Origin of the sequence: Solibacillus sp. FSL W7-1472, from assembly GCF_037969775.1 — a bacterium.
Taxonomy (GTDB): Bacteria; Bacillota; Bacilli; order Bacillales_A; family Planococcaceae; genus Solibacillus; species Solibacillus silvestris.
Genome location: NZ_CP150208.1, coordinates 3,865,649 through 3,887,343, shown reverse-complemented (window position 1 = coordinate 3,887,343; position 21,695 = coordinate 3,865,649). Strand labels below are relative to the sequence as shown.

Here is a 21,695-nt window from a genome sequence, read left to right as displayed (position 1 = left end):
GAAGTAAGAGTGGTTAAACTTTAAAATGAAAAGTATAAAGGGGAAAAGATTTTTATACTTTTCAAATAAAAATCAATGGAGGATGGCTATGTCAAATATGGATTTTAAACGCAACTATGCAAAAGCAAGTCGTAAGCAAAGTGCGAATAAGCTAGAAGTAAATCAAAATCGTAAAAACTCCAAGCAAGAAGAGTTTGTATCAGAACTTGATTTTATTTTTAATGCAGCTCCAGCAAAAGAAAGCAATGTTCCTGCTAAAAGAAATAAAACAGGCATGAACGAGGCTGAAAGTGAACGAACTGCCTGGAACTAATTTATATTTGACATCTATTTTGTACATTGAATTAAAGAACTAAGGCATAAGCCTTGGTTCTTTTTTATTGAAAGTTACTTTTCAAATTGCAAACAGGTTATATCATTTAACATTTTGGTTCGGCAATTACAAGCTGATTGATTTAGTAATGATTTTCCTTATTTACCTTCTTTTCATTTTCGTCAATTTCTTTCATGTATTCCTGGTATTCTTTCTCTACTTCCGATGTTGAGGGGAGAATGTGTTCCTTAGATGAGTCGATCCGCTTTCCATAACGAATCATCTTATAAATTATCATCCCGTTATTTGGTTTTCCGTTAAATGTGGTCATTGGAACTGCATCGAATAATACATAATAAAATGCATAAAAAACAAAGCGATCCCAAAATGTTTTATATTCTTCAATCACCCCATTAGCAATTAGAAAATTAATTGTAAGACCGAATACAAGATTGATTAAAATAGGTCCCGAATAAATGCTAATATAGGCAAACTTATTTTCATGTTTTAATTTGTCATACGAAAACCAGCTATAAAAATGATAGCAACTGCGGATATCGAACATACCAAACTTAAAAACTCTACGCCCGGATCCGATCGTTACTCTTGGTTTAATTACTCCGAAAAGCCAACTGACTATTACGTATCCCATCTCCCGAATAAATACAACAGCAGGCAGGATAATAAATGCAGAAATGACAAGTGAAATGAGATCGGATATGCCAAACATATTACTATCCCCTCCCAACGAATACTTGTAAGTTGATACCCCCGATTATCAATTCAAAACATAAGCAATCGCTTGATTAACAACACTTGCATCCAATTTGTTTGGGGAAAAAATAGTATAGAGAAATAGTAAAAAAGTATTGGACTGTATAAATCCAATAAAGAAACACAAGCCCTCATTACTCATTTTGGCGATTATATCGACCTATAAAAATTTTTTGCTGAATAATTTATTGCTACTTCATCATGAATTTAACAATTAATTAACAAAAACACTTTTGGAAAAAGAAAAAAACGGGTAAGGATAAGTTGTATTTAAAAATGAAAGGTGTGGAAGTGGAATGTCTGAAAAATTATTTACTGCTATTGCAACTGCTTCAGGAGGACGTGAAGGGAAAGTACAGTCGGATGATGGGGTAATTCAATTTGAAACAGCAATGCCAGGAACACCGCGAGCGAAAAAACTTGAAAATGCAACAAACCCGGAACAATTATTTGCTTCAGGTTATGCTGCTTGCTTTGATAGCGCTCTCCAATTAACGGCAAGTAAAGCCCGTATTAAATTCACTTCTGAAGTAACAGCTAATGTCAGCTTATTGAAAGATGAACAAGATCAGGGGTTTAAGCTTGGTGTTGTGCTTCAGGTGAAAGGCACAGATATAGAGCGCGATCAATTAGAAGAACTGGTGCATAAAGCACATGAAGTATGTCCTTACTCAAAAGCAACAAGAGGCAATATTGAGGTCACGCTTGAAGTGATTTAAATAAAGTGTGCTGGCTTATAAAGATTACAAAATGCAGGTGCTTTTAACCTATTTTGAAAAAATAGTGTAATAATAAAGTTTTGTTTTTACTATTTTTTAGAATATTTTGTTTAATTTTTACTGAGTGGGGTACGTATCAATTGAACCTAATTAATAAAATATTAAATTCCAACACCCTTAATCTCTCTTCTATTATTTGCTAGGTAGTGTGAGGGTGTTTAAATCAATTGAGAATAAAGGACAGCATAAGAAGTTATAAATTCTACCTAGCTAATGAAGAGTAATTTTATGAAAAGTTACCATCATTTCATTAAAAATCAGCAAGACAGCAGTAAATATTTACAGCTATGATTCGCTGCTTAAGAACGAAAGGATGAGATTTCATTTGAGAAAGATATTATTTATTTCCGATCATGGCGACCCTTTAATTCCACTTGGAAGTAAACAAGCAGGTGGACAAAACAATTATGTAAAACATTTAGCCCTGCAGCTTGATGGGCTTGGGTACAGTGTTGATATTGTTACCCATTGGAGTAGTGAACAAAAGCCGGCAGTTGAACAGCTGGGTGAGCGCAGTAAAGTTTACCGCTTTGCAGGTGGTCAAAAAGGCTTTGTTGATAAGCGTCAGATGTTTACTTTACTTCCTCGTTTATACGAAGAAATGACCGAAACACTGGATATAAGCAGCTATGATGTTGTTCATACCCATTACTGGTTATCAGGAGTACTTGCATATAATCTGCAAAAAGAATATTCATTTTACTGGTGCCATACAAATCACTCCCTTGCCATTGCAAAAGAGCAAGGTACAGGCTTTATAGAAAGTAAGCGTAAGCACTTTGAAAAACTAATTATGGAGCAAGCGGATGTAGTTATTGCGACTACTCCAAATGAAAAGCAACAGATTGAAGTTTTTACAAAGAAAAAAAGTGCAGTATCTGTTGTGCCGGTAGGAGTTTCACCAGTGTATCTGACATCCCCTGAGGAAGTGGATCAGTTTGCATTTCCATACTATTTTTATGCCGGCCGTTTAGAAACTTCAAAAGGGATTTTTGATCTTTTAGAAGGATTCAGACATATGCTGAAAAAGTATGATGTCCCGGATAACGTGAAACTGCTTATTGCAGGTGGCTGTCCGGAATCAATTGATATTAAAAACTATTGCCCAAAAAGCGAACCGCTAAAAGAAGCAATTAAAGGAATGGAAGATCGTGTATTATTCCTCGGCCCCAAAAATGAAAAACAGTTAAAGAACCTTTACGGTGGTGCCTTAGCAACCATTATGCCTTCACATTATGAATCATTTGGTATGGTAGCTGCAGAAGCGCAGGCTTGTGGCTGTCCTGTAATTGCGACACATGTAGGCGGACTAAAAGATGTCGTCAAATCCGGAGTGACTGGCCTTCATATACCAAAAGCAAATGTGCAAAAATTGAGCGAAAGCATGGCGTATTTCTTAAAGAGCTCGCCAAAACTATTAAAAATGCGTCGTGATGCAAAACAATATGCAATGAAAGAATTTAACTGGTCTCTCATTTCCCGCAAAGTAAAGGAGCTGTATGAACGAAAAAATGCTTACATTTCCTTACCTTAAACCTCGTGTTTTAGCAACAGATTTAGATAATACGATTGTTAGCGATAAGGTTCCACATACTGATTTGTGGGAAACGCTGGCACTTGAAAACACATCTCTTATATACATTACAGGAAGATATAGGCAGTCGGCGATTGATTTAATTGAACGCGAACAACTGCCAAAGCCGGACATTTTAATATGTGACGTTGGAGCTTCGATCTATCTTGGTCCTTCATATGAGCTTGATCAGGAATGGGCGAGCAATATTAAGCAGGAAGACTTTGAACAGGTTAATACGATTGCAAAATCCATTGACATCGCCAGACAGCCAATTGATACCCCTTGGCGATTGGCCTATTTTGCGAGTGAACTGCAGGTTCAAATACTTAAGAAAGCGATCAAGCAGCATAATTTAGCAGTTGATCTTATTTTTAGCAGTGAAAGAGATGTAGATATTCTCCCTGCAAATATTAATAAAGGTGCTGCTCTGAAATATGTACTTAATAAGTGTAACTATGATGGCGAGGTAGTTATAGCGGGGGATTCGGAAAATGATCTCAGTCTTTTCAATCTCGGCTATCCTGCAATTGCAGTTGGAAACGCATGTGAAGCCATATTAGCATTATCGCAAAATGACCATATTCATTATGCAAAAGGGCACGCATCAGCCGGTGTAAAAGAAATATGGGAAAAACTTTACACGCCATTATCACAAAAGATTCAATAGGTTTTTACTAGACAAATATTTTTTGACTTTACTTCACTATTTTTGCAGATTACAGCCTATTCTTTAAAATTTGTTTCTAAACAATAGGCAAGTAAATAGGTTATTCCGAATTCCTTTCATACGTTAGTAAAGATACATCAAGATGAAGGAAGGAGGATAAAATTGGTTAATAGAAACTGGTTTAATTCTTTTAATGATGAAAGAGGTCAATCGTTTTTCAATAATGCACAGCAATTACCAACGCAAACAGGACCAACTCAGTATGCATCACCGCAAGTATCGCCAACGAGACAATATGTTCAAAGAAATATATCGAACACGGTGGTGCCACACGTTCATCCATCACATTTAACAACGGTCAACCAACATTATATTAACAACCAACACTATTTCCCTCATACACAATCTGTTGTGAATGAGTGTTTCGAAACTAATACAATGTGTGGAACACCGTTTAGACCACATGGTGACTGTGGTTGTTCAAAACGAAGAGGCTGGTAGTCGTTCTTCAATAATTGCATCTAAAAATTAATAAAAAAGATAATAGCACCGTCCTGTTAATGGATAGTGCTATTATTCATGAAAAATAACATAAATATTCCATCTATTTCTGTATATTTTTTTGGTTTTATCAATACATTGAAAGAAAATAACTCATATAAGGAGAAATTACTATTCCAAAAATCGCTTCAGTAAGTACGCATACACCGCCTTTTTCATTAGCTCAGTCGAATATTGAGCAATTGACGAAAGAGCTTTTCCAACATAAAATTCCAAAGTTAGAACGGTTATTAAAAGTTTTTGAGAATGGTGAAATAAAAACAAGAAATTTATGTGTTTCACCTGACTGGTATCGTGAAGATCATACATTTGAAGAACGCAATGAACTTTATATAAAACTGGCTACTGAGTATAGTGTTGAAGTCATTCAAAAATGTTTAACAAATCGTACCTTTTTACAACAGGACATCTCTACTGAAGATATAGATGCTATTATTTTTATTAGTAGTACAGGCATTTCAACACCAAGTATTGATGCACGTGTTATGAATATTCTACCTTTTTCAAATGAACTAGTCAGAATCCCGTTATGGGGGCTAGGCTGTGCAGGGGGAGCGGCAGGTATTAGTAGGGCTTCTGACTATTGCAAAGCGCACCCAAAGGCAAAGGTACTTGTCGTTTGTGTGGAACTATGCAGCCTTACATTCCAAAAAGATGATTATTCTAAAAGTAATCTCGTAGGTACTTCATTATTTGCTGATGGAGCGGCTTGTGCCCTCGTGTGCGGCGATGATGTTGAGCTAGAGCAAAATGTACCAATCCCCTATATTAAGGGAAGTGGCTCAAAGTGGATGCCGGATTCTGAAGATGTAATGGGCTGGGATGTAAAAAATAGCGGTTTGCATGTAGTATTTTCAAAAAGCATACCGGTCATTATTTCAAAGTGGCTTGGACCATTTATCCATGAGTTTTTAAATAAGTACGATGTTTTACCTGAACAAATTGTAAACTTTGTAGCACATCCTGGTGGAAAAAAAGTATTGCAAGCATACGAGGAAACACTAAATTTAACAACGGAACATACAGATGTTTCACGTGAAATACTTCAAAAAAATGGAAACATGTCTTCTCCTACAGTTCTGTATGTTTTGGAGCAATTTATGTTAAATGAAAAAAGAGCGGATACTTTAGGTTTACTAGTTGCTCTAGGGCCAGGTTTTAGCGGAGAAGTCGTATTATTGGAATGGAGGGAGTAAGCTGATTTTTTATATTGTACTAGCTTTTGTAATTATTCAAAGATTAGTAGAGCTGGTTATAGCAAAAAGAAATGAAAAATTAATGCTTGCTAAAGGAGCATATGAAGTAGGTGCCTCTCATTATCCATTCATGATTGTACTGCATACTGGCTTTTTTGTAAGCCTTCTTATTGAAGTCTTATTTTTCAGTGGACAGTTTACGCCGCATTATATATGGCTCATTTTATTTTTATTGTTGCAGATGTTAAGAGTATGGTGTCTAGTTTCATTAGGATCTTTCTGGAATACAAAAATTATTATTTTACCAGGAGCAAATGTAGTAGCGAAGGGGCCGTATTCTTTTATCCGTCACCCAAACTATTTGGTTGTATGTTTAGAGATTGCTGTATTGCCACTTATGTTCCAGGCATATTTTACAGCTATCTGTTTCACAATTTTAAATTTCATTATCCTTTCTATTCGTATTCCACTGGAGGAAAAAGCGTTAAAAGAAGGGACGAACTATACTGCCTATTTGGAACGTAATAATGTTAAGCAGCCATAAATAAAAACACTGAGCCTTTTATTTTAGGATCAGTGTTTTTTTAGCTGTAAATAGAATACACAATGGCAGTTTTTATGTATATTTTCTTATCTGGAGGGTATATAACTTACAGAATGACTTTACCGAAGTTTAATTCTAATACTTTATCCAACAGGAGGGGTCTTATTGAAAGCAGTAACATATCAAGGTGCCAAAAAAGTAGAAGTAAAAGAAGTTCCAGATGCAAAAATTGAAAAGCCAGATGACATTATTGTACGTATTACCTCAACGGCAATTTGCGGGTCAGATCTCCATATTTATCGCGGGGCTGTTCCGGCACGAGAAGATTTTGTTATTGGACATGAACCTATGGGAATCGTGGAAGAAGTCGGACCTGATGTGACAAAAGTTAAAAAAGGGGACCGCGTTGTTATTCCTTTTAATGTTGCTTGCGGAGAATGCTTTTACTGTCAAAATCAATTGGAAAGCCAATGTGACAATGCCAACGAAAATCCGGCGATTGATTCGGGTGCCTATTTTGGATATACAGAGCGCTATGGTAACTTCCCGGGTGGACAGGCAGAATACTTGCGTGTACCGTACGGGAACTTCATACCATTTAAAGTACCTGACAACTGTGAACTAGAAGATGAGGCATTGCTGTTTATATCTGATGTATTGCCGACTGCCTATTGGAGTGTGGAACATTCGGGAGTTAAAAAGGGAGATACGGTTATTGTATTAGGCTCTGGCCCCATCGGCTTAATGGTACAAAAATTCGCATGGATGAAAGGTGCGAAGCGTGTAATGGTAGTAGACCCTTTAAACTATCGTTTAGAACATGCAAAACGTACAAACAATGTAGAAATATTTAACTTTGATGATTTCGATGATGTAGGAAATCATCTTCATGAGCTTACACATGGAGGTGCCGATGTAGTAATCGACTGTGTAGGTATGGATGGTAAAATGTCCCTTGTAGAAAAGGCACAGCAAAAACTAAAGCTTCAAGGTGGAACATTGAGTGCAATTGATGTTGGAATTAAGGCTGTCAGAAAATTTGGTACAATTCAGCTGACAGGTGTATATGGATCAAAATACAATATGTTCCCATTAGGCAATATTTTCGAGCGCAATGTAACAGTAAAAACGGGACAAGCACCGGCTATTCATTATAGTCCAATGCTTTATGAAATGGTTGCTGAAGGGAAGATTGATCCAACAGAAATCATTACCCATAAAGTGCCGCTGTCTGAGGCTAGTGAGGCATATAAGAAATTCCATGACCATGAAGATCAAAGTATTAAATTTATTTTAAAACCATAGTTTTTTCTGTCGAATTTAAATAAAAGCATTTTATATAACATCTAAAACCTTGCAGTTGCAAAGTTTTAGATGTTTTTTAATGAAAACGCTGCTCCCAATTGATGCTCTAATATATATATCCGTAGTATGATGGAATTAAGTTGGAAAAAGGAGATGAATGTGAATGAAGAAGTATTATCAAATAGTTTTATTTACCGTGCTAATCGTCATTTTAGCTGCATGCGGTAAGGAAACGGCGGAAAACAAAGAACAGGAAACCACTGTAAATTATGCTGAAGAAGTTACAGAAAATCCAATTGTTACGATCACAATGGAAAATGATGAAAAGATCGTTATTGAGCTAGAGCCAAAAACAGCTCCTAATACAGTGGCCAATTTTATCTCCCTTGTAGAAGATGGGTTTTATGATGGACTAATTTTCCATCGTGTCATTCCCGGTTTCATGATCCAAGGTGGAGACCCGGATGGTACAGGTATGGGTGGACCTGATTATGCAATTAAAGGGGAATTTACCTCAAACGGATTTGAAAATACGTTAACACATGAGCGAGGTGTAATCTCGATGGCTCGTTCCCAAGATCCGGATTCGGCGGGCTCACAATTCTTTATAATGACGGAGCAAGCAACGCATTTGGATGGTGACTATGCAGCATTCGGCAAGGTAACTGAAGGAATGGAAACAGTCGATGAGATTGTTGCTGCTGAACGCGCGGAAAATGATAAACCGCTGGAAGATCAAAAGATAAAAACAGTTGAAGTTGACACGAAAGGCTTTGATTATCCGGAGCCAGTCGTTCAAAAATAATATGTAAGGGAGTAACCGTATTAATTATTCGGTTACTCCCTTTTTCCATCCTGCACCTTCTAATAAATAAAGTGAAGGCATGGAGAGCAGTTGTTTTACATCATAAGGACCTTTCTTTTGTAAAAAGGCTTCAACCAATCGATACCCGGTACAATACCCAATCCAAGGGGGTAAATTTAATGCCGAGTCCCCGAATAAAAAGGCTTGATGTTCATGCAAACCTGACACATGCAATGCTTGGGTGAAATGAGTATCCCAATAACTTAATACTTCCTCCATGGAATACCGTTTCGTCCATGAACTTAATGCATACTCTCCATATAAGCTTTCCACCGCATGCTCGGCCAGTCCTTCCATAAGCAATGAGTCAAGTAATGTAGGGGGTTCTATTAAAAACCTGCGCCTGCAAATATGATGATATTCATGGGTAAACAGTGCATGAAGTTCTTTTATTGTGACGCGAGGGGATACATACAAACAAATGCCATTAGGATAGGCAACACCATTTTTTACAAATCCGTTTTTTATTGGCAAAATGGCAACAGGTATATCCGGACCGTTCCATAAAAGTATTAATTCCTCTAAAAGTCTTTTTGATATTTGCCAAACATCCAATGTTAAGCGGAGTTCCTCATGTTGAAGCAGCCCCTGCTGTAAAAGTTCAAATTGAACGGCCTCAGGTGGAAATCGAGGGAAAATGGATTGGATGATTGGATAGGCTGCCAGCTCACGATGCTCCGTTTTTTCAAATAATAATTTTGTCTCCAGAATGGGCATAATTTTCTCCTTTTTCTTAGTGTATGAATTAGACGAAGCGCTCGTATGTGCGAATTGCTTGAACATATAGTAGAAAAAAGTAAGGAAAGGAGTGAAATAGATGCATCCAAAAGAGGCGTATGATTTATGCTGCAAATATCAAGGGAAGCGGGTAAGGATTACAGATAATCAAGGTAATCTGCATGTAGGTAGAATTACACAAGTCGATAATCGCCAAGTATGGATTATGCCCGATAGAAATGGTTATGGTATTGGATTTTGGGGCTTTGGCGGGGCTGGATTTGGTTATGGCATTGCTTTAGGAGCGATTACCGGTATTGCACTTGCAGGGCTTTTTTTCATTTAAGTAAAAAAAGCTGTCTAGAAAGTAATTTTCTAGGCAGCTTTTACAATGTATACTTATTGTCCCGTAAAGAAAATAGCAATTGTGCCTCGACCGACATGTGCACCGATCACCGCACCAATTGTTGTGGTTTCAATTGCCTTCGGGTGTAATGAATCTGCAATTGCGGCTTTTATTTCTAGCATTAATTCCTCATCATTACTGTGGGAAATACCGACAACTTTATTCGAAAAGTCTCCTCCACGTTCTTTCATAAGGGCAATCATACGTTGGGTAGCCTTTTTAAAGCCACGTGTTTTTTCTATTGGTACAAGCTTACCATCATCCATATTTAAGATAGGCTTAATATTAAGTAATCCACCCATAAAAGCACTCGCTTTTGATACACGACCGCCTTTTGCTAAGTGGTTTAAATCGCCAACTGTAAATAGATGTTCCATTGAATTAGCCATTGTTGTTAGTTTTTCAACGGCTTCATTAAACTCAATGCCAAATTTATTTAAACGTACGGCTTCTTTCACAACTAAGCCTTGCCCGAAAGAAGCACATTTCGTATCAATAATTTCTAATTTCAAGTTCGGATAACTTTCTAATACCTGATTTTTTGCTAAAATTGCTGTTTGGCATGTACCAGACAATTCAGATGAAAAGGCAATATAAACTCCTTCTTCACCGGATTTTGCTAATTCTTCAAAAGCGTTGATAAATACTTCTAATGAAACTTGTGATGTTTTAAGTTGCTCACCTTCAGCAATTGCCGCGTATACCTGGTCTGTTGTGATGCCAATAATGTCATCATACTCAACACCTTTCACTAACACGCGTAACGGAAAAAGATGTACTTCTTCGTTATCAAAAAATGATTTCGGTAAGTCAGAACCACTATCCGTATAAATTTTCATAAACATCCCCCTTATCTCACTCAGATTTTAGTTTAATTTAAATTATGAACTATTTACATTTGTCATGTTTTTCCTATGATAACTGTATTTATTATATAGTTTATGCACAGAGCGATGCCTACTATTCTTACAAAATATTGACGATATTTCAAGTTGATATTTATAGAAATTCCATTTAATGAAAAGTATAAGCTTCTCATTGTAGCATAACGTAAAATAGACAAAATAGTTAGAAAAAAGTTGTTAGAAAATAAAGAAAACATAAATAAATAATTTTAAGCTTCTACAAAATATGCTCATAAATGTTTAGCCTATTCTCGCAAAAGACAACCTTTTCACTTGCTTGCATTGTCTCGGTTTGTATATATTTTAATCTTTTCACAATTGTGTTACACTACAATAAGGTAATAAATGATATAGAATCAATGGAATCGTCTCCTATAAAGGGTTGTCGATAGTAAAATAGAGCGCTTACATTATTCTAAAAATCTTAATATATATGTAAGGGAAGGTAAAAATGAGTAACAAGCATATCAAATCAGACGTTATCTTAATTGGTGCCGGAATTATGAGTGCTACTTTAGGTACAATGCTTAAAGAATTAGCACCGGATTGGAAGATCAAAGTATTTGAGAACCTAGCTAAAGCGGGTGAAGAGAGCTCTCACGAATTAAATAATGCCGGAACTGGGCATGCTGCTTTATGTGAGCTTAACTACACAAGCGAGAAAAAAGACGGAACAATCGATATTACAAAAGCGATTAACGTTAACACACAATTCCAAGATTCACTACAATTTTGGACACATTTAGTTAACACAAAGCAAATCGAGAAACCTGAAGAATTCATTATGCCATTACCACATATGAGTATGGTACAAGGTGCTAGCAATGTTGAGTATCTTAAAAAGCGTCATGCAGCAATGACAGCAAATCCATTATTCGAAGGTATGGAATTCTCGGATGATCCTGAAACACTAAAACAATGGATTCCTTTAATTATGAATGAACGTAAATCAAGTGAACCAATTGCTGCAACAAAAATCGATTCTGGTACGGATGTTAACTTTGGGGCGTTAACTCGTACGTTAATCACGAACTTACAAAAGCAAGATGTAGATGTAAACTACAACCATAATGTTTTAGATGTAAAACGTTTAAAAGATGGTTCTTGGGAAGTAAAAGTTCATAACAAAGAAAACGGTAAAGTCGAATACCACATTGCGAAATTTGTATTCCTTGGAGCTGGTGGTGGTAGCCTTGAGTTACTACAAAAATCCGGTATCCCTGAATCAAAACATATCGGTGGATTCCCGATTTCTGGTTTATTCTTAGTGTGTAACAATGAAGAAGTAGTTAACCAACACCATGCAAAAGTATATGGTAAAGCAGCGGTTGGTGCGCCACCGATGTCAGTACCACACTTAGACACTCGTTATATCGATGGTAAAAAATCATTATTATTCGGACCATTCGCAGGCTTCTCTCCGAAGTTCTTAAAAACAGGTTCAAATATGGACTTATTTGCATCGATTAAACCACATAACTTATTAACTTTACTAGCTTGTGGTGTGAAAGAAATGTCGTTGAGCAAATATTTAGTTTCTCAATTAGTTCTTTCAAAAGAAGCACGTATGGAGGAATTACGTCAATTCATTCCAACTGCCAAGTCAGAAGACTGGGAAGTTAGTGTTGCAGGTCAGCGTGTACAAGTAATTAAAGACACAGACGCTGGTAAAGGGACATTACAATTCGGTACTGAAGTTGTAACTGCACACGACGGATCTATCGCAGCATTATTAGGTGCATCTCCAGGTGCTTCTACAGCTGTATCTGTTATGTTAAAAGTAATCAACCAATGCTTCCCAGAAGAGATGAAAGCTTGGGAACCAAAGATTAAGGAAATGATTCCATCTTACGGTGAAAACTTAGTTGAAAATACAGAACTTCTTAAAGAAGTACATGAAACAACAACGAAAGCTTTAGGTTTAAACAAAGCATAATTGTTAATAGAAAGAACCTTTAATCATTGTCGGATTAAAGGTTCTTTTTTTAATAAAGAAATTACGCTATAGTAAATTTGGAGAAGGGAAGGAGGAGTACAATGTATAAATTAGATTATGCTTCACCAATTGGCGTTATTGAGATTGCAGGAACTGAACATTTTATAGCATCGGTATTATTTGCAGAGCGAGAAGAAATTATAAACTTCCCAGCTAATGATACCCCTCAGCTTTTATTGGACTGCAGTACAGAGCTGGATGAATATTTTAAAGGCCGACGCAAAGATTTTTCGATACTTTATAAATTGCAAGGAACAATGTTTCAAACAACGGTATGGCAAGCATTAACAACAGTTCCTTATGGCAAAACCGCTTCCTATAAAGAAATTGCCCAACAGATTGAAAATGAAAAAGCTGTCCGCGCTGTTGGAATGACAAATAGCAAAAATGTGATAAGTATTATCGTCCCATGCCACCGGATTATCGGCAAAAATGGTAAACTTACAGGGTATGCAGGCGGTTTATGGAGAAAACAGTGGCTGCTTGAACATGAGCTTAAATATAGCTTCAATTTAGATTAACGTTATAGAAATATATTTTTTTAAACTAGTTAGTGAGGTGAATGAATGAACGAGCAGCAATATGATCATATGCTAAATATCGAAACAACCGGCTATCAATACGGTTTTCCCAAATTAGCAAAATACCATCGCTATGAACCTACACCCTATAGCGGACTGGAGCAATTATTCGAATCCTACGAGCTACCCCCTAAAGCACATTTTCTGGATATCGGCTGCGGAAAAGGGCGTGTTCCTATTTATATATATCATCGCTTCCATATTCCCGTTATTGGCATTGAAATGGATCAGAAGTTTTTTACAGAAGCGGAACATAATGCAGAGCAATATTTAAAAAAGGTAAAGAAGAAACAAGCACCGATTCAATTTTTGAACATCATCGCCGAGACATATGAAATTAAAAAGCACGATAATGTCTTTTTCTTCTTCAACCCCTTTTCAGTACATGTATTTCGTGAGTTTATAAAGCATGTTATGGATTCCATCACGTTATACCCGCGAATAGTAGATATTATTTTATATTATCCATCCCCTGACTATATGGATTTCCTGCAACAAGAGCAGTCACTACATTGCTATTTAGATATAAAATTACGCCATGAAAAAAATGAAAATGAACGTATCGTCGTTTTTCGTATTCCGAAACAATAAACGGCGTTTTTTTATTATCAGAAAATAGTAGACTGTAAATTTAGAATACATAAAATTAACAGAATAATCATACTAGACTAATAATTAGTATTCGATTACAATACAGAAGTTGGAATAATTGTTTATATTATTCTCGTAGATTTATTCTGAATATTGAAAAATTAGATTGTGCGAATGTAGGGTATTGGTTATAATTATCAGAAATATCTAACATTTGTAGTATGACTAAGGGGGAAATGATGATGACAAATCACAAAAAGACAAAAAAGTATGGTTCATTATTCATGGCAACAGCTTTATTAACAGGGGTGTTAGCTGGTTGTGGTACAGATGACTCTAGTTCTTCTGGATCAGGAGACGGCGGCAATGCAGCTGGCGACACGATTAAAATCGGAGCCAACTTAGAATTATCAGGTGCTGTAGCTTCATACGGATCATCGATTAATGATGGAGCAAAATTGGCGATTGAAGAAATTAATGCAGCAGGCGGTATAGATGGAAAAAAACTGGAGTACATTCCAGTCGACAATAAATCAGAAACAGCGGAAGCAACTTCTGCTGCCATGAAATTAGCAGAACAAGAAAAAGTAGTGGCAATGTTAGCGCCGGCTACTTCAGGGAACTCCGTTGCAACAGTACAAATCGCAAGTCAGCATAAAGTTCCGATGGTGACAGGGTCAGGTACTGCACCAAATGTAACAGTAAACGATGACGGAACAGTAAATGAATATGCATTCCGTACTTGTTTCATCGACCCATTCCAAGGGACGGTAGCAGCAAACTTTGCGACAAATGAACTACAAGCTAAAAATGTGGCAATTTTCGCGGATAATGCTTCAGATTACGCGAAAGGTTTAGCCGCATCATTTAAGGAAACTATTTCTGCAAATGGCGGTTCGGTAGTCGCAGAAGAGGCGTATGTTGCAAAGGACGTAGACTTTAAATCTCAATTAACTAATATTAAAGGGAAAAATCCTGATTTCATTTTCATCCCTGGCTACTATGAAGAAGTAGGGATTATCGTAAAACAAGCACGGGAATTAGGTATTACCGTACCGCTTATGGGTGCTGATGGTTGGGATTCGCCAACACTAATTGAATTAGCGGGTGCTGATGCGTTAAATAATACCTTTATTACTAACCACTACTCATCTGAAGATCCGGATTCAAAAATTCAGGACTTCGTTACAGCATTTAATGATGAGTACAGCAAATCACCGAATGCTTTCCATGCATTAGGTTATGATTCGATTTACTTTATCGTTGATGCGATTAAGCGTGTAGATGGAGACATTACAGGCGAAGCAATTCAAAAGCAGCTTGCATCAACGAAAGATTTAAGCTTAGTAACAGGTACTTTCACAGTTGACGAAAACCACAACCCAGTAAAATCTGCAACAGTTCTAGAATTCGTAGACGGCAAACAACAGTTCAACTCTAAAGTTAATCCTTAATTTTTTACGAGTAAGGGGGGCGGAACTAGCCTCCCTTTTTTTTTCATACATTAATAGAGAAAAAAGGAGTGAACTGTATGGAATGGATCCAACAATTAGTGAATGGTATTTCGCTAGGTAGTATTTATGCACTAATCGCACTAGGCTATACGATGGTATACGGAATTATTAAGCTCATCAACTTTGCCCATGGTGATGTTTTCATGCTTGGTGCTTTTATCGGCTTTTATGCCATTGCACGTTGGGAAATGAATGTCTTTTTAGCCCTTATTATCGCGATGATATTATGTGCCGTTATTGGAGTAATAATCGAGCGTGTCGCCTATAAGCGACTGCGTAATGCAACGCGAATCGCAGCCCTTATTACGGCAATCGGTGTCTCACTGTTAATTGAATATACGGTAATTTTCTTTAGAGGTCCGTCACCAGAGGCGTATCCGTCTGTATTTGCAACGAAAAATATTGAAATTTTCGGTGCACAAATCAGTACACTGGCGATATTCATCTTATCTGTTTCGATTTTCTTAATGATCTTATTACAATTCATTGTTCATAAAACAAAGATCGGTAAAGCAATGCGCGCCGTATCCCATGATGCAGATGCAGCTCGTTTAATGGGCATTAACGTAGATAATACGATTTCAGCCACATTTGCAATTGGTTCCGCACTGGCAGGAGCTGCAGGCGTAATTTTTGGTATTTACTATACACGTATTGATCCGTTAATGGGGATTATGCCTGGTATTAAAGCATTCATTGCCGCTGTGTTAGGTGGTATTGGCATTATTCCGGGGGCAATGGTAGGCGGTCTTGTACTAGGGGTTGTTGAAACAGTTGTTTCGGCACTTGGATATTCATTATGGCGAGATGCAGCCGCATTTGTCATCCTGATTTTAATTCTAATATTACGTCCAGCGGGTATTTTCGGTAAAAATACGCGCGAGAAAGTGTAGGTGAACAGCATGAAAAAATCGAAAATCTTTTGGGGTTATGCCGTCCTAGCACTTGTGATTTATGCAGTTGTTCAATTATTGATTTCCAACGGTGTTATCCAGTTCTACTATCAAAACATGTTCATAGCAATGTGTATTAATGTTATTTTGGCGGTAAGTTTACATGTCATTATCGGGGTTACAGGTCAGTTCTCGATAGGGCATGCAGGTTTTCTAGCTGTCGGAGCTTACATATCGGCTATTTGTACAATGAAATTTGGCATGCCATTTATTACAGCCATTTTAATTGGCGCTATTGTCGCAGCACTTGCCGGATTGCTTGTAGGAATTCCTTCACTTCGTTTAAAAGGCGACTACTTGGCGATTGCTACGCTAGGGTTTGCTGAAATTATTCGAATTGTATTTGTGAATACTGACTATGTAGGTGGTGCAGCAGGCTTGCAAGTTGCCCATCAGTCAACATGGACATATGCCTTTTTTGCGACATTCATTACAATTCTCGTCATCTCGAACTTTACAAATTCTCGTCATGGTCGTGCGTGTATTTCCATACGTGAAGATGAAATTGCGGCTGACGCAATGGGCATTAACACAACCTATTACAAAGTTGTCGCATTTGCAATCGGTTCGTTCTTCGCTGGAGTGGCGGGTGCCATCTATGCCCATAATTATTATATTATTCAGCCGACAGCATTCGGGTTTTTAAAGTCATTTGATATTTTAATATTCGTCGTATTGGGCGGATTAGGCAGTTTATCTGGTTCTGTTATTGCAGCAGTATTACTGACATTCGTCTCTACGTATTTACAGGACTTCCCGGAAACGCGGATGATTATTTACTCATTGATTTTAATATTAGTTATGCTTTATCGACCTACAGGTTTATTAGGTTCAAAAGAGATCACAGCATACTTCAAGTTTGGTAAAAAAGGAGGTACTCGCGTATGAGCAGTGCACTTCTAAAAGTAGAAAAGCTAGGTATTCAGTTTGGGGGTTTAAAGGCTGTTCAAAATGTAGAAATGCATTTGAATCAAGGAGAGTTGATAGGTTTAATCGGTCCGAATGGTGCAGGGAAAACAACAACATTTAATATGCTGACAGGGGTATATACACCAACGGAAGGGACAATTATATTCAACGGAAAAGCAATTGGCGGCCTGGATCCATATAAGGTGACACGCCAAGGTATTAGCCGGACATTCCAAAATATTCGCCTATTTAAAGAGTTGTCTGTACTGGATAATGTAAAGGTCGCTAACCATGGTTTGGCAAAACATAATTTAGTTTCGAGCATTTTCAGGTTGCCAAGTCACTTTAAAGGCGAAGAGAAAATGGAACAGGAGTCATTAGCATTCTTGAAAATATTCGGGCTTGATGTATACCGTGACGAGCTTGCGAAAAACTTGCCATACGGAATGCAGCGTCGCCTGGAAATTGCCCGAGCGTTGGCTGCTGCACCAAAGCTATTATTATTGGATGAACCGGCAGCCGGGATGAATGCAAAGGAAACGCATGATTTAATGGAGCTAATTGCTTTTATTCGTAAGGAATTTGATTTAACGATTTTATTGATCGAACATGATATGAACTTAGTTATGGGTATTTGTGAGCGAATCTACGTACTTGACCACGGACAGTTAATTGCCGATGGGACACCTGAAGAAATCCGTTCAAACCCGAAAGTAATTGAGGCTTACTTAGGTGAGGAGGTTACAGAATAATATGCTAATAATTAATGATATCGATGTATTCTATGGTAATATCCAAGCATTGAAAGGAATCTCCCTCGAAGTAAAAGAAGGCGAAATTGTAACATTGATCGGTGCCAATGGAGCAGGGAAAAGTACATTGCTGAAAACAATTTCAGGTTTACTGAAGCCAAAGCGGGGTTCGATTGAATATTTAGGTGCGGCAATCGATGGAAAGCCGGCACAAACGATCGTAAAGGCAGGGCTTTCCCATGTACCGGAAGGACGTCGCGTATTTTCGAACATGACAGTGGAAGAAAATCTGGAATTGGGTGCCTATTTACGGAATGACCGAGAGGCTATAAAAAAGGATTTAAATCATGTGTTTGAGTTGTTCCCTCGTCTGTTGGAACGACGCAAGCAGCTTTCAGGGACTTTATCAGGCGGAGAACAGCAAATGCTTGCGATGGGCCGTGCTTTAATGGCTAAGCCGAAGCTGATCATTATGGATGAGCCATCAATGGGTCTAGCCCCTCTTATGGTAAAAAATATCTTCAACATTATTGAAATGGTCAACAAAGAAGGTGTGACAGTATTGCTTGTAGAGCAAAACGCACACATGGCATTATCGGTTGCCCACCGCGCCTACGTTTTGGAAACAGGCAAAATCGTCCTAACAGGTTCAGCAAAAGAACTGCAGGAGAGCGATGAAGTAAGAGCCGCTTATTTAGGCGGATTATAAAATAACAAGTCCGCTACTTTCCTATCGAAAATAGCGGACTTGTTCTATAAAGACTCTAACAAATGCTACCAAACAATGCATTCGTTATCTGGATATTTGAACATTTCTTATTGCTTTGGTGTGTAGTTCAGTAACTGAAATAGTTCATTTCTTTCTTTATCTGTAAGGTCACGCCACTGTCCGACCTTTAAATTGCCGATATGAATATTCATAATACGAATGCGCTGTAATCGCTGTACAGAATAGCCAAGTGCAGAACACATTCGGCGAATTTGGCGATTTAATCCTTGTTCTAAAATAATCTTAAACACTTTAGAAGACACCTTCTCTACTCGACAAGGTAATGTCGTTGTATCTAAAATTTCCACTCCCGAGCTCATATCGTGAATAAATTGATCGGTAATCGGCTTGTCTACCTGTACGACATATTCCTTTTCATGATGGTTTTCTGCTCTTAAAATTTCATTGACGATATCTCCGTCATTTGTAAGAAGCAGTAAACCTTCTGAATCTTTATCCAAACGTCCGATATGGAAAATACGAAGCGGATGATTTACAAAATCCACAACATTTCCTTCAATTTGTTTTTCTGTTGTACTTGTAATCCCAACAGGCTTGTTCAGTACAATGTAAACTAATTCTTCCTGTCTTTTTACAGGCTTACCGTCAACTAATACTTCATCGCCTGTTTCAACTTGGCTGCCGTTTGTCGCAACAACCCCATTGATTTTTACACGGCCATCTTCTACCCATTTATCTGCACCGCGACGGGACACGATGCCGGTTTCTGCTAAAAACTTATTGATTCTCATAATTTTTCACCTACTAATAGAATATCTTCAGTATACAGGAGTCTATCTGTACTTGTAATACTTCGTTCGAAATGACAGTTGATTATCCAATGGATGGATAAACTTATCTTTACTGGAATTTACCCATTTTATACATTTTTATTATAGTAATCTCTTCATTTTCAGTATAACAGAATAGGGAATAATAAAATAATCTGAAAATTGTAGTTTAATATTTGAAATGATTCAACTTTTCTGACAATATAATAGATGAAGATACCTCTCACAGAAAAGTGAGCTTTACAGCATGGATGTCAGCACTGCCTTTTTATGAGAAGGTATGGTCACCACAATTTGTGCAAAGGGGAGAGATTTCAATGGCAGCAGTGTATCAAAATCCAAACACGGATGGCACATTAGTAAATTTCAAGGAGCGTTATGACAACTTTATCGGTGGTAAATGGACACCGCCAGTAAAGGGGGAGTACTTCGACAATGTTACTCCTGTTACGGGCAAAGTATTTACCCAGGTCGCGCGTTCTACGGAAGAAGATATCGAGCTTGCTTTAGATGCAGCCCATGCGGCAAAGGATGCCTGGGGTAAGACATCGGCAACTGAACGCTCGAATATTTTACTGAAAATTGCAGATCGTATGGAACAAAATTTAGAAATGCTGGCCGTTGCAGAAACATGGGATAACGGTAAGGCGGTACGTGAAACTTTGAATGCAGATTTACCTTTGGGTATTGATCACTTCCGATATTTTGCGGGTGCTTTACGTGCACAGGAAGGATCTCTTAGTCAGATTGATGAAAATACAGTGGCCTATCACTTCCATGAGCCGATTGGTGTAGTTGGACAAATTATTCCATGGAATTTCCCACTATTAATGGCTGTATGGAAACTGGCGCCTGCACTTGCTGCAGGAAACTGTGTCGTATTAAAGCCGGCTGAGCAAACACCAGCATCAATTTTATTGCTTGTTGAGCTGATTGAAGATTTACTTCCACCAGGTGTGCTGAATGTTGTAAATGGCTTCGGTTTAGAAGCAGGAAAGCCGTTAGCATCGAATCCGCGCATCGGTAAAATAGCATTTACAGGTGAGACGACGACAGGTCGCCTTATTATGCAATATGCATCTCAAAATCTGATTCCGGTTACTCTGGAATTGGGCGGTAAATCACCGAACATTTTCTTTGAAGATATTATGGATGCAGATGATGCATTTTTGGATAAAGCGGTTGAAGGCTTCGTATTATTTGCTTTAAACCAAGGTGAAGTATGTACATGTCCTTCTCGTGCACTTATTCAGGAATCAATCTACGAGAAATTTATGGAGCGCGTATTAAAGCGTGTTGAAGCAATTAAAACAGGCAACCCTTTAGATACAGATACAATGATGGGTGCACAGGCATCATCGGAACAAATGGAAAAAATCCAATCCTATTTACAAATTGGTAAAGAGGAAGGCGCGGAATGCTTAATCGGCGGCGAGAAAAATGATTTAGGCGGTGATTATGCAGACGGCTACTATATTAAACCGACTGTATTTAAAGGTCATAATAAAATGCGTATTTTCCAGGAAGAAATTTTCGGCCCTGTTGTTGCTGTAACAACATTTAAAACGAAAGAAGAAGCGTTGGAAATCGCAAATGATACATTATATGGATTAGGATCAGGTGTATGGACACGTGATATGAATACTGCTTACCGCTTTGGCCGTGGTATTCAGGCGGGACGTGTATGGACGAACTGCTATCATGCATATCCGGCACATGCGGCGTTTGGGGGCTACAAAATGAGTGGTGTTGGTCGCGAAAACCATAAAATGATGTTAAGCCACTATCAACAAACGAAAAACTTGCTAGTAAGTTATGATGAAAACCGCTTAGGCTTCTTCTAAGAGAGGGGGTGCAGAATTTGGTTGATCGCGTTATAGCAACCGAAGCAGCACTACAGTTGATCGAGAAATTGAAAGAGCGCCACGGCCCGGTTATGTTCCATCAATCGGGAGGCTGCTGTGATGGTTCGTCTCCAATGTGCTATCCGGATGGCGATTTAATTGTCGGCAACCAGGATATATTGCTCGGTCATATTGGCGGAAGTCCATTTTATATGCACAAAAACCAATATGATTATTGGAAGCATACACAGATTATTATTGATGTCGTCGATGGGCGTGGCGGAATGTTTTCGTTAGAGGGCGTCGAAGGAAAACGCTTTTTATCTAGATCACGGGCTTTCACAAAAGAAGAGCTTGATGAGCTTCAAATATAAAGTTGTAAAAGAG

General features: G+C 37.9%; 24 protein-coding genes. 20 read left to right on the top strand and 4 right to left on the bottom strand.

Annotated elements, in window-relative coordinates:
* Positions 1–88: 88 nt before the first annotated feature.
* Positions 89–313, top strand: coding sequence for a hypothetical protein (locus MKY07_RS19490; protein ID WP_065217695.1), 225 nt, complete (start codon positions 89–91; stop codon positions 311–313).
* 142 nt (positions 314–455) lie between these two features.
* Here the strand turns inward: MKY07_RS19490 and MKY07_RS19485 are convergent, their stop codons facing one another.
* A complete protein-coding gene (locus MKY07_RS19485; protein ID WP_014822377.1) occupies positions 456–1,043 on the bottom strand; it encodes a hypothetical protein in 588 nt (195 codons plus the stop codon).
* Between the two features lie 340 nt (positions 1,044–1,383).
* On the opposite strand from MKY07_RS19485, the gene MKY07_RS19480 reads away from it, so the two are divergent.
* The 8 genes from MKY07_RS19480 (at position 1,384) to MKY07_RS19445 (ending at position 8,520) form a co-directional block, all read left to right on the top strand.
* Positions 1,384–1,806: an organic hydroperoxide resistance protein gene (locus MKY07_RS19480; RefSeq protein ID WP_065217694.1), complete on the top strand. Its 423-nt coding sequence runs from the start codon at positions 1,384–1,386 to the stop codon at positions 1,804–1,806.
* Between the two features lie 385 nt (positions 1,807–2,191).
* Entirely contained in the window at positions 2,192–3,400 is a 1,209-nt protein-coding gene (locus tag MKY07_RS19475) for a glycosyltransferase (protein ID WP_014822379.1), read from the top strand.
* Positions 3,366–4,109, top strand: coding sequence for an HAD-IIB family hydrolase (locus tag MKY07_RS19470; RefSeq protein ID WP_339263386.1), 744 nt, complete (start codon positions 3,366–3,368; stop codon positions 4,107–4,109). The genes MKY07_RS19475 and MKY07_RS19470 overlap by 35 nt, the downstream gene beginning before the upstream one ends.
* Before the next feature lie 162 nt (positions 4,110–4,271).
* A complete protein-coding gene (locus MKY07_RS19465; RefSeq protein ID WP_008407064.1) occupies positions 4,272–4,610 on the top strand; it encodes a CotD family spore coat protein in 339 nt (112 codons plus the stop codon).
* A 173-nt stretch (positions 4,611–4,783) separates the two neighbouring features.
* Positions 4,784–5,866: a 3-oxoacyl-[acyl-carrier-protein] synthase III C-terminal domain-containing protein gene (locus tag MKY07_RS19460; protein ID WP_041865669.1), complete on the top strand. Its 1,083-nt coding sequence runs from the start codon at positions 4,784–4,786 to the stop codon at positions 5,864–5,866.
* Between the two features lie 82 nt (positions 5,867–5,948).
* Positions 5,949–6,410 carry an isoprenylcysteine carboxylmethyltransferase family protein gene (locus tag MKY07_RS19455; protein ID WP_008407062.1) on the top strand — a complete coding sequence of 154 codons (462 nt, stop codon included), beginning with the start codon at positions 5,949–5,951 and terminating at the stop codon, positions 6,408–6,410.
* A 165-nt stretch (positions 6,411–6,575) separates the two neighbouring features.
* Complete coding sequence (locus MKY07_RS19450) at positions 6,576–7,715, top strand: zinc-dependent alcohol dehydrogenase (RefSeq protein ID WP_008407061.1); 1,140 nt, start codon at positions 6,576–6,578, stop codon at positions 7,713–7,715.
* 163 nt (positions 7,716–7,878) lie between these two features.
* On the top strand, positions 7,879–8,520 hold the full coding sequence (locus tag MKY07_RS19445) for a peptidylprolyl isomerase (RefSeq protein ID WP_014822382.1): 642 nt from the start codon (positions 7,879–7,881) through the stop codon (positions 8,518–8,520).
* Between the two features lie 24 nt (positions 8,521–8,544).
* Here the strand turns inward: MKY07_RS19445 and MKY07_RS19440 are convergent, their stop codons facing one another.
* On the bottom strand, positions 8,545–9,297 hold the full coding sequence (locus tag MKY07_RS19440; RefSeq protein ID WP_014822383.1) for a DUF2268 domain-containing putative Zn-dependent protease: 753 nt from the start codon (positions 9,295–9,297) through the stop codon (positions 8,545–8,547).
* A gap of 100 nt (positions 9,298–9,397) precedes the next feature.
* Here MKY07_RS19440 and MKY07_RS19435 point away from each other — a divergent pair, with 100 nt between their 5' ends.
* A complete protein-coding gene (locus MKY07_RS19435) occupies positions 9,398–9,643 on the top strand; it encodes a hypothetical protein (RefSeq protein ID WP_014822384.1) in 246 nt (81 codons plus the stop codon).
* 53 nt (positions 9,644–9,696) lie between these two features.
* Here the strand turns inward: MKY07_RS19435 and MKY07_RS19430 are convergent, their stop codons facing one another.
* The gene (locus tag MKY07_RS19430) at positions 9,697–10,542 is read right to left on the bottom strand and encodes a DegV family protein (protein WP_065217689.1); all 846 of its coding nucleotides are present in this window, start codon (positions 10,540–10,542) and stop codon (positions 9,697–9,699) included.
* A gap of 517 nt (positions 10,543–11,059) precedes the next feature.
* On the opposite strand from MKY07_RS19430, the gene mqo reads away from it, so the two are divergent.
* The 8 genes from mqo (at position 11,060) to MKY07_RS19390 (ending at position 18,613) form a co-directional block, all read left to right on the top strand.
* A complete protein-coding gene (mqo, locus tag MKY07_RS19425; RefSeq protein WP_014822386.1) occupies positions 11,060–12,544 on the top strand; it encodes a malate dehydrogenase (quinone) in 1,485 nt (494 codons plus the stop codon).
* Between the two features lie 101 nt (positions 12,545–12,645).
* On the top strand, positions 12,646–13,125 hold the full coding sequence (locus tag MKY07_RS19420) for a methylated-DNA--[protein]-cysteine S-methyltransferase (protein ID WP_014822387.1): 480 nt from the start codon (positions 12,646–12,648) through the stop codon (positions 13,123–13,125).
* Between the two features lie 45 nt (positions 13,126–13,170).
* Positions 13,171–13,776 (top strand): class I SAM-dependent methyltransferase, encoded by a 606-nt coding sequence (locus MKY07_RS19415; RefSeq protein ID WP_014822388.1) that lies wholly within the window; start codon positions 13,171–13,173, stop codon positions 13,774–13,776.
* A 242-nt stretch (positions 13,777–14,018) separates the two neighbouring features.
* Positions 14,019–15,230: an ABC transporter substrate-binding protein gene (locus MKY07_RS19410; protein ID WP_014822389.1), complete on the top strand. Its 1,212-nt coding sequence runs from the start codon at positions 14,019–14,021 to the stop codon at positions 15,228–15,230.
* A 77-nt stretch (positions 15,231–15,307) separates the two neighbouring features.
* Positions 15,308–16,183, top strand: a complete 876-nt coding sequence (locus MKY07_RS19405; protein WP_008407046.1) for a branched-chain amino acid ABC transporter permease — start codon at positions 15,308–15,310, stop codon at positions 16,181–16,183.
* A gap of 9 nt (positions 16,184–16,192) precedes the next feature.
* A complete protein-coding gene (locus MKY07_RS19400) occupies positions 16,193–17,131 on the top strand; it encodes a branched-chain amino acid ABC transporter permease (protein ID WP_014822390.1) in 939 nt (312 codons plus the stop codon).
* Positions 17,128–17,904, top strand: a complete 777-nt coding sequence (locus tag MKY07_RS19395; RefSeq protein WP_008407042.1) for an ABC transporter ATP-binding protein — start codon at positions 17,128–17,130, stop codon at positions 17,902–17,904. Before MKY07_RS19400 ends, MKY07_RS19395 begins: the two co-directional genes overlap by 4 nt.
* Position 17,905: 1 nt before the next feature.
* Positions 17,906–18,613 (top strand): ABC transporter ATP-binding protein, encoded by a 708-nt coding sequence (locus MKY07_RS19390; RefSeq protein ID WP_008407040.1) that lies wholly within the window; start codon positions 17,906–17,908, stop codon positions 18,611–18,613.
* A gap of 107 nt (positions 18,614–18,720) precedes the next feature.
* Here the strand turns inward: MKY07_RS19390 and rluF are convergent, their stop codons facing one another.
* Positions 18,721–19,425 (bottom strand): 23S rRNA pseudouridine(2604) synthase RluF, encoded by a 705-nt coding sequence (gene rluF / locus MKY07_RS19385; protein ID WP_065217687.1) that lies wholly within the window; start codon positions 19,423–19,425, stop codon positions 18,721–18,723.
* Between the two features lie 356 nt (positions 19,426–19,781).
* Between rluF and adh the strand changes: the two genes are divergently transcribed.
* Complete coding sequence (adh, locus tag MKY07_RS19380; RefSeq protein WP_339263384.1) at positions 19,782–21,308, top strand: aldehyde dehydrogenase; 1,527 nt, start codon at positions 19,782–19,784, stop codon at positions 21,306–21,308.
* 17 nt (positions 21,309–21,325) lie between these two features.
* Entirely contained in the window at positions 21,326–21,682 is a 357-nt protein-coding gene (locus tag MKY07_RS19375) for a DUF779 domain-containing protein (RefSeq protein ID WP_339263383.1), read from the top strand.
* The last annotated feature ends 13 nt before the right edge of the window (positions 21,683–21,695 follow it).

Bases quoted from the DNA above. Each gene is read 5' to 3' on its own strand.
- MKY07_RS19490 (WP_065217695.1), top strand. From the start codon at position 89: ATGTCAAATATGGATTTTAAACGCAACTATGCAAAAGCAAGTCGTAAG.
- MKY07_RS19485 (WP_014822377.1), bottom strand. From the start codon at position 1,043: ATGTTTGGCATATCCGATCTCATTTCACTTGTCATTTCTGCATTTATT.
- MKY07_RS19480 (WP_065217694.1), top strand. From the start codon at position 1,384: ATGTCTGAAAAATTATTTACTGCTATTGCAACTGCTTCAGGAGGACGT.
- MKY07_RS19470 (WP_339263386.1), top strand. From the start codon at position 3,366: ATGAACGAAAAAATGCTTACATTTCCTTACCTTAAACCTCGTGTTTTA.
- MKY07_RS19455 (WP_008407062.1), top strand. From the start codon at position 5,949: ATGCTTGCTAAAGGAGCATATGAAGTAGGTGCCTCTCATTATCCATTC.
- MKY07_RS19445 (WP_014822382.1), top strand. From the start codon at position 7,879: ATGAAGAAGTATTATCAAATAGTTTTATTTACCGTGCTAATCGTCATT.
- MKY07_RS19440 (WP_014822383.1), bottom strand. From the start codon at position 9,297: ATGCCCATTCTGGAGACAAAATTATTATTTGAAAAAACGGAGCATCGT.
- MKY07_RS19435 (WP_014822384.1), top strand. From the start codon at position 9,398: ATGCATCCAAAAGAGGCGTATGATTTATGCTGCAAATATCAAGGGAAG.
- MKY07_RS19430 (WP_065217689.1), bottom strand. From the start codon at position 10,542: ATGAAAATTTATACGGATAGTGGTTCTGACTTACCGAAATCATTTTTT.
- mqo (WP_014822386.1), top strand. From the start codon at position 11,060: ATGAGTAACAAGCATATCAAATCAGACGTTATCTTAATTGGTGCCGGA.
- MKY07_RS19420 (WP_014822387.1), top strand. From the start codon at position 12,646: ATGTATAAATTAGATTATGCTTCACCAATTGGCGTTATTGAGATTGCA.
- MKY07_RS19415 (WP_014822388.1), top strand. From the start codon at position 13,171: ATGAACGAGCAGCAATATGATCATATGCTAAATATCGAAACAACCGGC.
- MKY07_RS19410 (WP_014822389.1), top strand. From the start codon at position 14,019: ATGACAAATCACAAAAAGACAAAAAAGTATGGTTCATTATTCATGGCA.
- MKY07_RS19405 (WP_008407046.1), top strand. From the start codon at position 15,308: ATGGAATGGATCCAACAATTAGTGAATGGTATTTCGCTAGGTAGTATT.
- MKY07_RS19400 (WP_014822390.1), top strand. From the start codon at position 16,193: ATGAAAAAATCGAAAATCTTTTGGGGTTATGCCGTCCTAGCACTTGTG.
- MKY07_RS19395 (WP_008407042.1), top strand. From the start codon at position 17,128: ATGAGCAGTGCACTTCTAAAAGTAGAAAAGCTAGGTATTCAGTTTGGG.
- MKY07_RS19390 (WP_008407040.1), top strand. From the start codon at position 17,906: ATGCTAATAATTAATGATATCGATGTATTCTATGGTAATATCCAAGCA.
- rluF (WP_065217687.1), bottom strand. From the start codon at position 19,425: ATGAGAATCAATAAGTTTTTAGCAGAAACCGGCATCGTGTCCCGTCGC.
- adh (WP_339263384.1), top strand. From the start codon at position 19,782: ATGGCAGCAGTGTATCAAAATCCAAACACGGATGGCACATTAGTAAAT.